Here is a 14848-nt window from a genome sequence, read left to right as displayed (position 1 = left end):
CCATATCGGCGAAGCTTCCCGACGGACGGATTACTCCCCCGGCGCCTTGGCCTCGATCGCGAGCGCGTGCAGCCCGCGGGCGATTTCGTCCGCGAGCAGCCCGTTCACGATGCGGTGCCGGGCGACGCGGCTCTCGCCCCGGAAGGCTTCCGCCACGATACGCACGCGCAGATGCGTGAGCTGCCCTGCCCGGTACCCGCCATGCCCTTCATGCCGATGACTTTCGTCCTCCAGCTCCAGCACGGAGGGAGACAATTCCGCCAGCGCCGCGCGCAGGCGGGTCAGCGTCGCGGCAACGGCGTCTTCGGGATCGGGAGGGCTCGCATTCATGGCTGATGCGGTAGCCTTCCGCGTGCTGGGCGTCAATATCGCCGGACAGCACGGTGACCTACGCGTGGTTTCTTGTATACCTGCCCCGGCAGCCGCATAATCGACGGATCATGAAGCTCGACTCCCCCATATTCGATCGCATTCGCATCAAGTCGGACCGGGACCGCCGCCTCAAGGCGGATTGCCCGATGTGCGAATGGGCGGGCTGCGACAAGCCGGCGACCCACCGCGCGCCGAAGGGGCGTGCGCAGGAGGGCCGGTTCTGGCGCTACTGCTTTGACCACGTCCGCGAGTACAACCAGTCGTACAATTATTTCGCCGGCATGGGCGACGATGCCGTGAGCGCCTACCAGAAGGATGCGCTGACCGGCCATCGTCCGACCTGGAAGATGGGCATGCGCGGTGCCAGCGCGCGCAGGAACGCCGCGCGCGAGCACGCGCCGGAAGGCTTCGCCGATCCGTTCGGCATGTTCAGCGAAGTGGGCGGCACCGGCCGCCCCAACCCGGAGCCGCCGCGCGAGAGCCGGATGATCCGCAATGCCGAGCGCCGCGCGCTGGAATCGCTCGGCGTCGAGGCGTCGGCGACCCCGGAGGAAATCAAGGCCCGCTTCAAGCAGCTGGTGAAAAAATATCACCCCGACGCCAATGGCGGCGACATTTCGACCGAGGACCGGCTGCGCGACGTCATCCAGGCGTATAATCACCTCAAGAACGCGGGCTTCTGCTAAGAGCCGCTCCTTTAGAGAAGTCCGCGATTTGATGAGCGCGGCAACGGAGGAAGAATGACTGCCTCGTCCACGCATACCGCCGCGCTGCCGGACATGAAGGTTTCCGTCAGCCAGGTGTTCGGCATCGATGTCGATCTGGAAGTCCCGGCCTATGCCGAACCGGACGAGTATGTGCCGGAGATCGACCCGGACTATCTGTTCGATCGCCCGACCACGCTCGCCATCCTCGCCGGCTTCGCCCACAACCGCCGCGTGATGGTCACCGGCTATCACGGCACCGGCAAGTCGAGCCACATCGAGCAGGTCGCCGCCCGCCTCAACTGGCCCTGCGTGCGCGTCAACCTCGACAGCCACATCAGCCGTATCGACCTGATCGGCAAGGACGCCATCGTGGTGAAGGACGGCCTTCAGGTCACCGAGTTCCGCGACGGCATCCTGCCCTGGGCCTACCAGAACAACGTCGCGCTGGTGTTCGACGAGTACGACGCCGGCCGCCCGGACGTGATGTTCGTGATCCAGCGCGTGCTGGAGAGCGCCGGCCGCCTGACGCTGCTCGACCAGAACCGCGTCATCCGCCCGCACGGCGCCTTCCGGCTGTTCTCCACCGCCAACACCATCGGCCTCGGCGACACCACCGGCCTCTATCACGGCACGCAGCAGATCAACCAGGCGCAGATGGACCGCTGGTCCATCGTCACCACGCTGAACTATCTGGCGCATGACAAGGAGGTCGACATCGTCGCCTCCAAGGCCAAGAACTTCCAGACCACGGAAGGCCGCGACACCGTCTCGCGCATGGTCCGCCTCGCCGATCTCACCCGCCAGGCCTTCATCAATGGCGACCTGTCGACCGTGATGAGCCCGCGCACCGTCATCACCTGGGCCGAGAATGCCGAGATCTTCCAAGACCTCGCCTTCTCGTTCCGCGTGACCTTCCTGAACAAGTGCGACGAGCTGGAGCGCCCGCTGGTCGCCGAGTTCTACCAGCGCTGCTTCGGCAAGGAGCTGACGGAATCGGCGGTCAACGTCGTCCTGTCCTGACGCCGCCTTTCCACTCCCTCTCCCCGTGGGGGAGAGGGTTGGGGTGAGGGGCAGACAGATGGGCACCAAGTGCTCCCCTCACCGACCCGCTACGCGGGCCACCTCTCCCCCACGGGGAGAGGAATGAAACCTCGGCTTCCGGGGATTGCTCTCGATCCAAGGCCATCGTCATGACCACCTCGAACCGCACCACCCGCACGCCGCCCAAGGAAGCCCCGACCGAGCCGCTCAAGCGCGCCGTCACCGGCTGCCTGCGCGCCATTGCGGGCAATCGCGAGATCGAGGTCGCCTTCGGCACGGAGAAGCCGGGCTTTGCCGACGGGCGCGCGCGCCTGCCCGAGCCCGGTCGCCGCATGTCGCGGCAGGACACCGCGATCATGCGCGGCCATGCCGATTCCATGGCGCTGCGCATGGCCTGCCATGACCCGAAGGTGCACCAGCGCCTCTCCCCGGTGGGCCAGCAGGCCCGCGCCGCCTTCGAGGCGGCGGAGCAGACCCGCTGCGAATCGCTCGGCGCGCTGCGCATGGACGGCGTCGCGCTCAACCTCTCGGCCATGCTGGAGGACCGCTACCAGAAGGCGAACTTCGCCAATCTGGCCGACCGTTCCGACGCGCCGCTGGAGCACGCCCTCGCGCTGATGCTGCGCGAGCGCATGACCGGCATGGCCCCGCCCGCCGCGGCGCGCGAGATGGTCAATCTGTGGCGCGGCTTCATCGAGGAGCACGGCGCCGCCGCGCTCGACGAGCTGCAGAACGCCGCCGACAACCAGACCCGCTTCGCCGAGGCGATGCGCGACCTCCTCTCCTCGCTCGGCATGGGCGAGGACATCGCCCCGTTTGACGAGAACAACGATCCCTCGACCGAGGCCGACGACCGCCGCGACGAGGACAGCGGCAAGGGCGCCGACACCGAGGAAGACGAAAACAACGAGGGCACCACCGAGGTCGACACCGACCTGTCCTCCGACCAGAACCCGGAAGACGCCGAGGATCAGCAGGAACAGCCGACCTCCGAGCTGGCCGACGACGCGGAGCTGGGCGAATCCGACGAATCCTCCGAGCCCTGGCAGCCGCAGAACGCGGTGCCGGCCGAGCCGCGCCCGCCGGAATACCATCCCTTCACCCCCCGCTTCGACGAGACGGTGAATGCCGACGAGCTGTGCGACCCCGAGGAACTGGCGCGCCTGCGCGCCTATCTCGACAAGCAGCTCACCCATCTCCAGGGCATCGTCGCGCGCCTCGCCAATCGCCTCCAGCGCAAGCTGCTGGCACAGCAGAACCGCGGCTGGGAGTTCGACCTCGAAGAGGGCATGCTCGATCCGGCGCGCCTGCACCGCATCATCATCGACCCGATGCAGCCGCTCTCCTTCAAGCGCGAGCGCGACACCGACTTCCGCGACACCGTGGTCACGCTGCTCCTCGACAATTCCGGCTCGATGCGCGGCCGGCCGATCACGGTCGCCGCCGCCTGCGCGGATATTCTGGCGCGGACGCTGGAGCGCTGCGGCGTGAAGGTCGAGATCCTCGGCTTCACCACCAAGGCGTGGAAGGGCGGGCAGGCCCGCGAGGCGTGGCTCTCCGCCGGCAAGCCCGGCTCGCCGGGCCGGTTGAACGATCTGCGCCACATCATCTACAAGTCCGCCGACGCGCCGTGGCGCCGGGCCCGGCGCAATCTCGGGCTGATGATGCGCGAGGGGCTGCTCAAGGAGAACATCGACGGCGAAGCGCTGGATTGGGCGCATAACCGCCTGCTGGCGCGCAACGAGTCGCGCCGCATCCTGATGATGATCTCCGACGGCGCGCCGGTCGACGATTCCACCCTGTCGGTGAACCCCGGCAATTATCTCGAACGGCATCTGCGCTGGGTGATCCAGCAGATCGAGGACAAGTCCCCGGTCGAGTTGATCGCCATCGGCATCGGCCATGACGTCACGCGCTACTACAAGCGCGCCGTCACCATCGTCGACGCCGAGGAACTCGGCGGCGCGATGACCGACAAGCTGGCCGAACTGTTCGACGAGCGCGAGACCCAGCGCAGCGCCCGCGCGGCCTCGCAGAAGGACGCGCAGGTCAAGGGCTTCCCGGCCAAGGGGGCGGCGAAGGGGGCTGCGGCCAAGCCCGCCGCTGCCAAGCCGCTGTCGACGCGCCGGGTGCACTGAGCGACGCCGAGCCTCCGCAGCCGGCGCGTCACCCTTTCCTGCCTGTCCTCTCCCCGTCGGGGAGAGGTGGCCCGCGAAGCGGGTCGGTGAGGGGCGATAACATTACGGAGCCGTGGTGCCCCCTCACCCCAACCCTCTCCGTCAAAGTCGGCTGTTGCCGACTTTGAGCTTGCGAACCGAACCCGGCAACAGCCGGGTTCGACGGGGAGAGGGAGGCAGGCGGCCGCTTTCATCGCCGGCGCCCCTTGAAACCGCGCCAGGGCACCCCACATAGGCGTCATCCCAGCCAGGAAAGGGCTGTCGGCAAGTTGGCGCCTCGTCAGCGTCTCGTCGGCAGGAATCAGGGTCAGGACGGATGTACTCCGACCCAGATTCGTCCCCCCGGCCGTTTGACGAACGGCTGGGTCCGGCAGGGAGGTTCTTTCCCAAAGGACGGACTGTCCAACTGATTTGAGAACCGGGCGCGCCGCGAGGCGCGCTTTTTCTTTGCGCGTCTGGCGGCGAAAAATCAGCGCATCACAGCCCGAAGGGGCGGCGCGCGCGGGCGGGCTGCTCTTCCTGAAACGGCTCCGGTCCCGGATCGTCCGGCAGATGCGGCATGGCGAAGACCGGCTTCGGCTTGACCGGGGATCCCTCCGGGCTCGCGACGGGCTTCGCCTCGGCAGGAGCCTCGACGGTGATCTCGGCGGTCTCGCGCGCCTCGTCCGCCTCCGGCGCCAGCGGCGGCGGGGCCGGCTCGACCGCGAGGTCCACCACCATCGTCTCCCGCTCGCTCGCCTCGCGGCTCTCGATGGCGGCGGCGATGGCGAGCTTCACCCGCTCAGCCTCGTTCTCCAGCATCGGCGTCGAGGCAAGGCCCGGCGGCAACCTCCACTCGAAGGCGTCGAGCTTGCCGGTCAGCGGCGAGACCGGCAGCCAGCGCTCGGACACCACGCCGTCGGCCACCCAGACGGGATCGCGCTGCCCCCGGACCGCGCGGGCGGTCCATTCGCGCGCCTTGCCGACATCGCCATGCTCGGCCGCCTCCAGCTCCGCCATGAGCAGGCAGACGCGCCGCGTCGGCTCGCCCAGCAGCGGCGCCAGCGCGGTGCGGGCGACATCGAAATCCTGCGCGTCGATGGCGGCGCGCGCCAGCACCATGGCGCTTTCCGGATGCGCTGGCATGCGCGAGGTGAGCGTGCGGATGCGCTTCAGCCGCTCCAGCGAAGCATCACCGGGGCGCAGATGCAGATAGGCGTCGGCAAGGTCGGGATGCGGCGTCGCCGCATAGGCCGTCTCCAGCACCTTGGCGGCGCGGCGCGCATCCCCTGCCGCGCCGAGCAGGCGGCCGGCGACCTCGGCGGCGGGCACCAGCGTGGGCGCGAGGCGTGTGGCCTCCACCGCCTTCTCGCGCGCCGTGGACGGGTCGGAAAGCTCCAGCGCCTGCGCCTGCGCGGCCAGCAGCACCGCGCGGCGGCGACGGTGCGAGGGGCGATCGAGCCCGCCATGGGCCGCCTCGCGCTCCAACATGGCGAGCGCCCCCGCGAAATCGCCGGCGAGGCAGCGCGCCTCGATCACCGCATCCGCCGCCCAGGCAAGGCCCGGCTCGTGGCGCGCGGCTTCCTCGGCCGCCTGCAGCGCGGCAGCGGCATCGCCGCGCCGGCGCGCCTCCACATGCAGGCCGCGCAGGCCCAGCAGGCGCGTTGAGGGCGTGTCTGCCATGGCGCGGAAGCTGGCCTCGGCGCCTTCCACATCACCGGAAAGCTGCGCGGCCTGCGCCGCCAGCAGGCGGGTCAGCGGCTCCTGGCCGATGAGGCGCTCGGCATCATTGGCGGCGCGGCGCGCGCCCATCACATCGCCCGAACCCACCGCGACGAGGCCGCGCGAGATCGCCGCCCAGCCCTTGGCGCGGCGCCGGTTGCGCCAGCTTGAACCGATGAGATCGGGCGAGCGCACGATGAGGCGCAGCAGCGTCCACAGCAGGATGGTCGCCGCCAGCAACGCCAGCAGCGCGCTGGCCGCGACCAGGATGCTGGTCTCGATGTGCCAGCCCTGCCAGTCGATGGCGACGGCGCCCGGACGATCGGCAAGCCAGGCGACACCGAAGGCGACGGCGGCGAGGATCAGCAGGTAAAGGACGATGCGGATCACTGGGCTCCTCCCGCGAACGTGGCCAGAACATGCTGGCTGAGACCGGCAACGGTGGCGAGCGCGGCGTGACGCGCCTCGATGGCCGAAACGACCGGCGCGGCCGCGGCCTGCTCGGCCGCCGGCAGCGCGTTCAGCGCCGCCAGCGCCGCCGCATAGTCGCCGCGCATCAGCGCCGCCTCGGCTGTGGCCAGTTCCTCGGCACCGGCACCTATGGACGCCTGCGTGCTGCGGCGGATGCTGACGAGGCCCTTGGCGCTCTCATACAGCTTGTCGAGCACGCCCTGCTCGCCTGTCGAAGCGCCAGCGGCCGGGCTCGCGGCCGGTTCGGGTGCCGGCGCGGTGGCGGCCTTCAGACGAGCCGCGAGCGCCGGCCCGCCGGCAAAGCCTTCGCCGGCCACCGGCTCCAGCGCCGCCAGCGTATCCCCCCCGGCGCCGAGCAAAGTGCGGCTCGCCCTCAGCTCGGTGGCGAAGGGGCGCCCCTGCGCGATGGCGTCATGCAAGGCGTCGAGCGCGATCAGCTGCGCCGCACCCTGCCCACTGGTCTGCTGGCGCGCGGACACCTCGGCAAGACGCTGTTCCAGCGCAGCGATGCGCGCATTGGCGCTGGCGACGTCCTGCGGCGAGGCGGCCGGCACCGGGGCGGGAATCGCTCCCACGCGCTGCTCCAGCGCACCGACGCGCGAGCCGAGTGCGGCGACCTCGTCCGGCGTGGCGGTGGCGGCGGGCGCGGGCAGCGAGCCCACCTTCTCCTCCAGCGCCCCCAGCCGGGTGCCGAGCGCGGCGGTCGCCTCGTCCGGCGCGGCGGAGGTCGTCTCGCTCTGGTTCACCTTGCCGCCGAGCTCGGTCAGGCCCGCTTCCAGCGCATCGAGCCTTGTGGCGAGTTCCTGCGGCGCGAGCGTGCCGGCAGCGGGCGCGGAAACCGGGGCGCCGGAGCGCGATTCGAGCGCGTCGACGCGCTGGCGCAGATCGAGCGCGCGCGCCTCCAGTTCGGTGATGGAATCGATGTTCTGCTCGGCGCTGTAGAAGGTCGAGACCAGGCCCAGTGCCACCGCGCCGCCCAGCAGGCCGGAAATCAGCGCCACCACCAGCCCGCCGAACAGGCCGAGATGGCGCACCGGCTTGCCGGCCTTCGGGGCACCGGGAATCGCGGTCGGGTGCACCGGCGCGGGCGGCTCGTCCGGCGCGGCCGGGCTCTCGGCATCGAACACCGGCACCTCGTCCGCGACCGGCTCGGCAGCGGCGGGCGTCTCCGGCGTCACATCGGTCGCGGCGAGATCGAGCGTCGGCGGCGGACGGCGGCGCGACTTGCCCTTCGCGCCGGTGCCCGCTGCATCGTCGGTCGGATCGAGTTTGGGATCGTCATTCGCCACGTGCGTACCTCTGACATCATAAACCGCCGATCCGGCTCAGGTTCCCGGATAGACCGCGCCCGCCCCCGCCGCAACCTCGGGAGAGCCCCATGGTTTACCCTCGCAGCAGCGCAAACAACCCCTCTTCTGTCGGCGCCTCCGCGATCCGCGTCGGCCAGCCGACCGCCTCCAGCGGCGCCGCGACATTGCGCGAGAAGCACAAATGCGCGATCCGCGCGGCGTCTTCCACGATGCCCGCCGCCTTTGCGCATTCAACCAGCGTCGCCGCCGTGCGCGGGGAAAAATGGAACGCCGCGTCGATCCGCCCCGCCCGGATCGCGGCAACCGTCTCCGCCGCCAGCGCGCGCGCCGGCACCGCCCGGTAGATCACGAACAGCGCGACCTCGATCCCCGCCGGGGCGAGCGCCTCGCCGAGCTCGACCGCGCGGTCCTCGCCCGCCACGTGCAGCACCCGTGCGCCGCGCGGGAGCGTGTCACGCAGCAGCGTCACCAAAGCGGCGGCGTTGCCGCTGGCGATATGCATCTCTGCAAGGTGATCCGGCGCGGCGGCGGCGGTGCGGTGCCCGACCGTGAAGAAGGGCAGCCGGGAAAGCCCGGCAAGCTCGGCCCGCGTCGCCAACAGCCGCGCCCCGTTCACGCTGGTCAGCGCCACCGCGTCGAAGCGCCCGGCTGGCAGGTGAGCCTCGCCCAGCGCCTCGACCACCAGCATGGGATCGACCTGCGCGTGAAAGCCCGCCGCGACGAGGCGCGCCGCCGTCGCATCGGCATCGGGCTGCGGGCGTGTGACCAGCACCCGCATAGCGGTCAGGCCGCGGGAATGATGTCGTGCGGCACCATGGCGCGCATCTCGCGCCCGGCGGCAAGGCCCAGCTCCAGCGCCCGGTTGGGCGGGCCATGGCGGACGATCTCGTAATAGCGCTGCCCGTCCGGCGCCAGCACGGCGCCACGGAAGCGAATCTCGCCGTTCACGATCTCGGCATGACCGGCGATCGGCGTGCGGCAGGAACCGTCCAGCTCGCCGAGGAAGGCGCGCTCGACGCGCAGCGCCAGCCCGGTCGCCGGGCAGGTGATCGGCACCAGCAGCGAATCCACCGCGAGGTCGCGCTGTCGCGATTCGATGGCGACCGCGCCCTGCCCCACGGCGGGCAGGAAATCGGCCATATCAAGGATGACGCTGGCGCGCGCCTCCATGCCCAGCCGGGTCAGCCCGGCGAGCGCCAGCAGCGTGGCGTCGAACTCGCCGCTGTCGAGCTTCTTCAATCGCGTCTGCACATTACCGCGCAGCAGCGAGACCTGAAGGTCCGGGCGTATGCGCCGCAGCTGCGCCTCGCGCCGGAGCGAAGCGGTGCCGACCTTCGCGCCGGGCTTGAGATGCTCCAGCGACCAGCCCTCGCGCAGGATCAGCGCGTCGCGCACATCCGCGCGCGGCAGGTAGCCGACAAGGTGCAGCCCGTCCGGCAGCGTGGTCGCCATGTCCTTGGCGGAATGCACCGCGAGGTCGATGCGCCGCTCCAGCAGCGCCTCCTCGATTTCCTTGGTGAAAAGCCCCTTGCCGCCGGCCTGCGACAGCGCGCGGTCGGTGATGGCATCGCCGGTGGTGCGGATCACCTGGATCTCGACCGCCTCCTCGGTCCAGCCATGCGCCTTCAGCAGCGCGTCGCGCACCGCATGCGCCTGCCACAGCGCCAGCGGGCTGCCGCGCGTGCCGAGCCGGAGTTTGGGAAGCGATTGCGTCATGAGGTCCTGCGATGATAGCGGTTCGGGACAGGGTTCAGAACACCGGCCACCGGTATAAAGTCAATGCGCGATCTTCTCCTCCTCGGCATCGAGACCACCTGCGACGAAACCGCCGCAGCGGTGGTGCGCCGCCGCGCGGACGGCACCGGCACCATTCTTTCCAACATCGTGCGCTCGCAGACCGCCGACCATGCGGCCTATGGCGGCGTGGTGCCGGAGATCGCCGCACGCGCCCATGTCGAGGTGCTGGACGGCATCGTTGAACGGGCGCTGCGCTCCTCCGGCGTCAAGCTGGTGGAGCTCGACGGCATCGCCGCGGCCGGCGGGCCGGGCCTCATCGGCGGCGTCATCGTCGGGCTCACCACCGCCAAGGCGATCGCGCTGGCGGTGAGGAAGCCGCTCATCGCGGTGAACCACCTGGAGGCGCATGCGCTGACCGCCCGGCTCACCGACGCGGTGCCCTTCCCCTTCCTGCTGCTGCTGGTTTCGGGCGGGCATACCCAGCTCGTCGCCGTCACCGGGGTCGGCGAATACACCAAGCTGGGCGGGACCATCGACGATGCCATAGGCGAAGCCTTCGACAAGACGGCGAAGATGCTCGGCCTCCCCTATCCCGGCGGCCCGGCGGTGGAACGCGCCGCGCTGAAGGGCGACGCCAACCGCTTCGCCCTGCCGCGCCCGCTGCACGGCCGGCCGGTGCCGGACTTCTCGCTCTCGGGCCTCAAGACCGCCGTGCGGCTGGAAGCGCTGAAGATCGCGCCATTAAGCGATCAGGACGTCAACGACCTCTGCGCCTCTTTCCAGGCCGCCATCGTCGATATTCTTGCCGACCGCGTGCGCTGCGCGCTGCGGCTGATGCGCGAGCGCGGGCTGAAGCCGAATGCGCTGGTGCTGGCCGGCGGCGTCGGCGCCAACCAGGCGGTGCGCCGCATGCTGCACAAGGTCGCGGCCGATGGCGGCACCCGCCTCGCCGTCCCCCCGCCGGAACTGTGCACCGACAATGGCGCCATGATCGCCTGGGCGGGGGCCGAGCGGCTGGCGCTGGGCCTCACCGACGACCTTTCCGCCTCGCCGCGCGCGCGCTGGCCGCTGGAGGAAGTGACGGGCCATGACATGAGGGACGCGGAGGCCGCCGACTGATGCCGGCTCGCTTTTCGAGGATCGGCGTTGCCGGTGCCGGCGCCTGGGGCACGGCGCTGGCCAATGCCGCCGCCCGCGCCGGACGACAGGTCACGCTGTGGGGCCGCGATGCCGACACCATCGAGGCGATGCGCCGCACCCGCACCAATGCGCCGCATCTGCCCGGCGTCGTGCTGGCGCCCTCGGTCGCGCCCACGGCGTCGCTGGAGGCGCTGAAGGACTGCGATGCCGTGCTGCTGGTCGTGCCGGCGCAGGCCAGCCGCGCGGCGGCCCATGCGCTGGCACCGCACCTGAAGGCGGGCACGCCGCTGGTCGCCTGCTCCAAGGGCATCGAGCGCGGCACCTCGCTGTTCATGACGCAGGTGCTCGCGGAGGCCTGCCCGGAAGCGATACCGGCCATCCTCTCCGGCCCGAGCTTCGCCACCGACGTCGCCGCCGGCCTGCCGACGGCGGTCACGCTCGCCGCCGAGGATCCCGCGCTGGCGGAGGCGCTGGGGGCGGCGCTCGGCTCGGCCTCGTTCCGGCTCTATCACAGCGACGATGTGCGCGGCGTCGAGATCGGCGGCGCGGCCAAGAACGTGCTCGCCATCGCCGCCGGCATCGTCGGCGGGCGCCAGCTCGGCGCCAGCGCGGCGGCGGCGCTCATCGCCCGCGGCTTCGCCGAACTGCTGCGCTTCGGGCGCGCCTATGGCGCGCGGGCGGAGACGCTGACCGGCCTGTCCGGGCTCGGCGACCTCATCCTCACCTGCTCCACCGCGCAGTCGCGCAATTACGCGCTCGGCCTCACTCTCGGCCGGGGCGACCACCAGCTGAGCCCGACCGGCCAGCTCGCCGAGGGCGCGCTGACCGCCAGCGTGCTGGTGGCGATGGCGGATGAGCGCGGCATCGACCTGCCGATCGCCCGCGCCGTCGAGGCCGTGCTGGCGGGGCGCAGCGATATCGAACAGGCGATCGGGTCGCTGCTGGCCCGCCCCCAGAAAGCGGAAGCGTGACATGGCGCACTGGCTCTACAAATCCGAACCGTTCAAGTGGTCGTGGGACCAGCAGGTCGCCGCCGGCGACAAAGGCACGCATTGGGACGGCGTGCGCAACCACCTCGCCAAGCAGCAGCTTCTGGCGATGAAGATCGGCGATCGCGGGTTCTTCTATCACTCCAACGAGGGCAAGGAGATCGTCGGCATCGTCGAGGTGATCAGGGAGGCTTATCCCGACCCCTCCGACCCCACCGGCAAGTTCGTCATGGTCGACATCAAGGCGGTGACGCCGCTCAAGCACCCGGTCTCGCTCGCCGCGGTGAAGGGCGAGCCGCGCCTGTCGGAGATGGCGCTGATGAAGTTCTCCCGCCTCTCGGTGCAGCCGGTGACGGACGCGGAGTGGGACATCGTGCTGGAGATGGCGGGCGGGACGCGGTGACGGCGCCCGCGCCGGTCGATCCTGAACGCTTCATCCGCTCGGAAACACGCCTGCTGCCGGTGCCGCTGGTGCCGGAAATCGCTCTCCACCTCGCCGAGGAATCGCTGCCGATCTGGCAGCGCACCGAGGAGGAGCTGGGCGAGATCGGCCTGCCGCCGCCGTTCTGGGCCTTCGCCTGGGCCGGCGGGCAGGCGCTCGCCCGCCACATCCTCGACCATCCCGAGATCGTGCGCGGCAAGCGTGTGCTCGACTTCGCCTCGGGCTCGGGGCTGGTGGCCATCGCCGCGCTGAAGGCCGGGGCGGCGCATGTCGAGGCGGCCGACATCGACCGCTTCGCGCAGGCGGCGATCGCGCTCAATGCGACGCAAAATGCAGCGGCGGACGTGACCATTCTCGCCGCCGACATCATCGGCACGGACGCCGGCTGGCAGGTCGTGCTCGCCGGCGACATCGCCTATGAGCGCGACCTCAGCGAACGCGTCTTCGCCTGGCTGGAGACGCTGTCCGCGCGCGGCGCGGATGTGTGGATCGGCGATCCCGGCCGCTCCTATCTCCCGCGCGAACGCCTTGAGAAACAAGCCGAATACGGCGTGCCGGTGTCGCGGGACCTCGAGGATGCGGAAATCAAGCACACCAGCGTCTGGCGCCCGCGCCGGGGTCGATGAGGGCGGGCGGGCCGGCTCCCTCCGCATGATTACATACCGACCAAAGTTGCGCGCCCGTGCGCTTGTCCCCCGCCGGGCAGGCTCGCATAATCCCGCCGAATGAAGAATGCTCAAGGGAAGAAACGCCATGTCCGACAAGATCTACGACGTCCCCGCCGCATGGGCCAAGCGCGCCTTCCTAGACGACCACGGCTACAAGGCGAAGTATGAGGCCTCCGTGCGCGACCCGGAAGGCTTCTGGGCGGAGGAAGGCAAGCGCATCGACTGGTTCGAGCCCTACTCCATCGTCAAGAACACGTCCTTCGCGCCCGGCGCGGTGTCGATCAAATGGTTCGAGGACGGCATTACCAACGTCGCCTGGAACTGCATCGACCGGCATCTGGCGACGCGCGGCGACCAGGTCGCCATCATCTGGGAGGGCGACGACCCCTCGCAATCCAAGCACATCACCTATCAGGAGCTGCATGACGAGGTCTGCCGCTTCGCCAACGTATTGCGCAATCGCAATGTCGAGAAGGGCGACCGCGTCACCATCTACCTGCCGATGATCCCCGAGGCGGCCTATGCGATGCTGGCCTGCGCGCGGCTCGGCGCCATCCACTCGGTGGTGTTCGGCGGCTTCTCGCCGGACAGCCTCGCCGGGCGCATCCGCGACTGCGGCTCCAAGGTCATCATCACCGCCGACGAGGGCCTGCGCGGCGGCCGCAAGGTGCCGCTCAAGGCCAATGTGGACGCCGCCATCGCCAAGGCGAGCGACGCCGAGGTCGACCATGTGATCGTGGTGAAGCGCACCGGCGGCGCCGTCGACATGAAGCCCGGCCGCGATGTCTGGTATCACGAGGCCGCCGACCTCGTAACCAGCGAATGCCCGGCGACCCATGTGAACGCCGAGGACCCGCTGTTCATCCTCTACACCTCGGGCTCGACCGGCCTGCCCAAGGGCGTGCTGCACACCACCGGCGGCTATCTCGTCTACGCCTCGATGACCCACCAGTATGTCTTCGACTACCACGAGGGCGACGTCTACTGGTGCACCGCCGACATCGGCTGGGTGACGGGGCACAGCTACATCGTCTACGGCCCGCTCGCCAACGGCGCGACGACGCTGATGTTCGAGGGCGTGCCGAACTATCCCAGCAACTCCCGCTTCTGGGAAGTCATCGACAAGCACAAGGTCAACATCTTCTACACCGCCCCCACCGCCATCCGCTCGCTGATGCAGGCGGGCGACGAGCCGGTGAAGAAGACGTCGCGCGCCTCGCTCCGCCTGCTCGGCTCGGTCGGCGAGCCGATCAACCCGGAAGCGTGGGAGTGGTATCACCGCGTGGTCGGTGACGATCGCTGCCCCATCGTCGATACCTGGTGGCAGACGGAGACCGGCGGCATTCTCATCACCCCGCTGCCGGGCGCCACGCGGCTGAAGCCGGGATCGGCCACCCACCCCTTCTTCGGCGTGGTGCCGCAGGTGGTGGATGCCGAGGGTCAGGTGCTGGAAGGCGCCTGCGAGGGCAATCTGGTCATCGCCGACTCGTGGCCCGGCCAGATGCGCACGGTCTATGGCGACCATGAGCGCTTCATGCAGACCTATTTCTCCACCTACCCGAACAAGTACTTCACCGGCGACGGCTGCCGGCGCGATGCCGACGGCTATTACTGGATCACCGGCCGCGTCGACGACGTGATCAACGTCTCCGGCCACCGCATGGGCACGGCCGAGGTCGAGAGCGCCCTCGTCGCCCACCCCAAAGTGTCCGAGGCCGCCGTGGTCGGCTATCCCCACGACATCAAGGGCCAGGGCATCTACGCCTATGTCACGCTGATGGCCGGCATCGAGCCGACCGAGGAACTGCGCAAGGAACTGGTTGCCTGGGTGCGGATGGAAATCGGCCCGATCGCCTCGCCGGACCTCATCCAGTTCGCCCCCGGCCTGCCCAAGACCCGCTCGGGCAAGATCATGCGCCGCATCCTGCGCAAGATCGCCGAGGACGAGTTCGGCAATCTCGGCGACACCTCGACGCTGGCCGATCCCGGCGTGGTCGACGATCTCATCTCGCAGCGCCAGAACAAGAAGCACGCGGCGGCCTGAACCGAGCGGCGTTACACAAGCAACAAGGGCGGGCCAGTGGCCCGCCCTT

Annotated in this window: 13 protein-coding genes; 8 read left to right on the top strand and 5 right to left on the bottom strand. The window is 70.0% G+C overall.

The features are described 5' to 3' along the window. Positions 1 to 30: 30 nt before the first annotated feature. Positions 31 to 330 (bottom strand): BolA family protein, encoded by a 300-nt coding sequence (locus tag ACO2RV_RS09555; RefSeq protein WP_423292239.1) that lies wholly within the window; start codon positions 328 to 330, stop codon positions 31 to 33. 110 nt (positions 331 to 440) lie between these two features. Here ACO2RV_RS09555 and ACO2RV_RS09550 point away from each other — a divergent pair, with 110 nt between their 5' ends. From ACO2RV_RS09550 to cobT, 3 genes are all read left to right on the top strand, one after another. Beyond that, the gene (locus ACO2RV_RS09550; RefSeq protein WP_423292237.1) at positions 441 to 1058 is read left to right on the top strand and encodes a J domain-containing protein; all 618 of its coding nucleotides are present in this window, start codon (positions 441 to 443) and stop codon (positions 1056 to 1058) included. 54 nt (positions 1059 to 1112) lie between these two features. Continuing rightward, positions 1113 to 2099, top strand: a complete 987-nt coding sequence (gene cobS / locus ACO2RV_RS09545; protein ID WP_423292235.1) for a cobaltochelatase subunit CobS — start codon at positions 1113 to 1115, stop codon at positions 2097 to 2099. Positions 2100 to 2269: 170 nt separating this feature from the next. Continuing rightward, entirely contained in the window at positions 2270 to 4258 is a 1989-nt protein-coding gene (gene cobT, locus ACO2RV_RS09540; RefSeq protein WP_423292233.1) for a cobaltochelatase subunit CobT, read from the top strand. 516 nt (positions 4259 to 4774) lie between these two features. Here cobT and ACO2RV_RS09535 read toward each other — a convergent pair. The 4 genes from ACO2RV_RS09535 to hemC form a co-directional block, all read right to left on the bottom strand. Further along, entirely contained in the window at positions 4775 to 6388 is a 1614-nt protein-coding gene (locus ACO2RV_RS09535; protein WP_423292231.1) for a heme biosynthesis protein HemY, read from the bottom strand. Further along, positions 6385 to 7758 carry a COG4223 family protein gene (locus ACO2RV_RS09530; protein WP_423292229.1) on the bottom strand — a complete coding sequence of 458 codons (1374 nt, stop codon included), beginning with the start codon at positions 7756 to 7758 and terminating at the stop codon, positions 6385 to 6387. Before ACO2RV_RS09530 ends, ACO2RV_RS09535 begins: the two co-directional genes overlap by 4 nt. A gap of 94 nt (positions 7759 to 7852) precedes the next feature. Next, a complete protein-coding gene (locus ACO2RV_RS09525) occupies positions 7853 to 8557 on the bottom strand; it encodes a uroporphyrinogen-III synthase (protein ID WP_423292227.1) in 705 nt (234 codons plus the stop codon). Positions 8558 to 8562: 5 nt separating this feature from the next. After that, on the bottom strand, positions 8563 to 9495 hold the full coding sequence (hemC, locus tag ACO2RV_RS09520) for a hydroxymethylbilane synthase (RefSeq protein WP_423292225.1): 933 nt from the start codon (positions 9493 to 9495) through the stop codon (positions 8563 to 8565). A 63-nt stretch (positions 9496 to 9558) separates the two neighbouring features. Here hemC and tsaD point away from each other — a divergent pair, with 63 nt between their 5' ends. From tsaD to acs, 5 genes are all read left to right on the top strand, one after another. After that, positions 9559 to 10635, top strand: coding sequence for a tRNA (adenosine(37)-N6)-threonylcarbamoyltransferase complex transferase subunit TsaD (gene tsaD / locus ACO2RV_RS09515; RefSeq protein ID WP_423292223.1), 1077 nt, complete (start codon positions 9559 to 9561; stop codon positions 10633 to 10635). Continuing rightward, positions 10635 to 11627 carry an NAD(P)H-dependent glycerol-3-phosphate dehydrogenase gene (locus tag ACO2RV_RS09510; protein ID WP_423292221.1) on the top strand — a complete coding sequence of 331 codons (993 nt, stop codon included), beginning with the start codon at positions 10635 to 10637 and terminating at the stop codon, positions 11625 to 11627. The genes tsaD and ACO2RV_RS09510 overlap by 1 nt, the downstream gene beginning before the upstream one ends. 1 nt (position 11628) lies before the next feature. Further along, entirely contained in the window at positions 11629 to 12048 is a 420-nt protein-coding gene (locus ACO2RV_RS09505) for an EVE domain-containing protein (protein ID WP_423292219.1), read from the top strand. Continuing rightward, entirely contained in the window at positions 12009 to 12713 is a 705-nt protein-coding gene (locus ACO2RV_RS09500) for a class I SAM-dependent methyltransferase (RefSeq protein ID WP_423292217.1), read from the top strand. The genes ACO2RV_RS09505 and ACO2RV_RS09500 overlap by 40 nt, the downstream gene beginning before the upstream one ends. A gap of 127 nt (positions 12714 to 12840) precedes the next feature. After that, entirely contained in the window at positions 12841 to 14799 is a 1959-nt protein-coding gene (gene acs / locus ACO2RV_RS09495) for an acetate--CoA ligase (protein ID WP_423292215.1), read from the top strand. Positions 14800 to 14848: the final 49 nt, after the last annotated feature.

It is taken from the genome of Ancylobacter sp. VNQ12 (genome assembly GCF_049445835.1).
Lineage (GTDB): Bacteria > Pseudomonadota > Alphaproteobacteria > Rhizobiales > Xanthobacteraceae > Ancylobacter.
The sequence above is the reverse complement of the archived record's forward strand: the minus strand, read 5'-3'. Positions and strand labels throughout refer to the sequence as shown.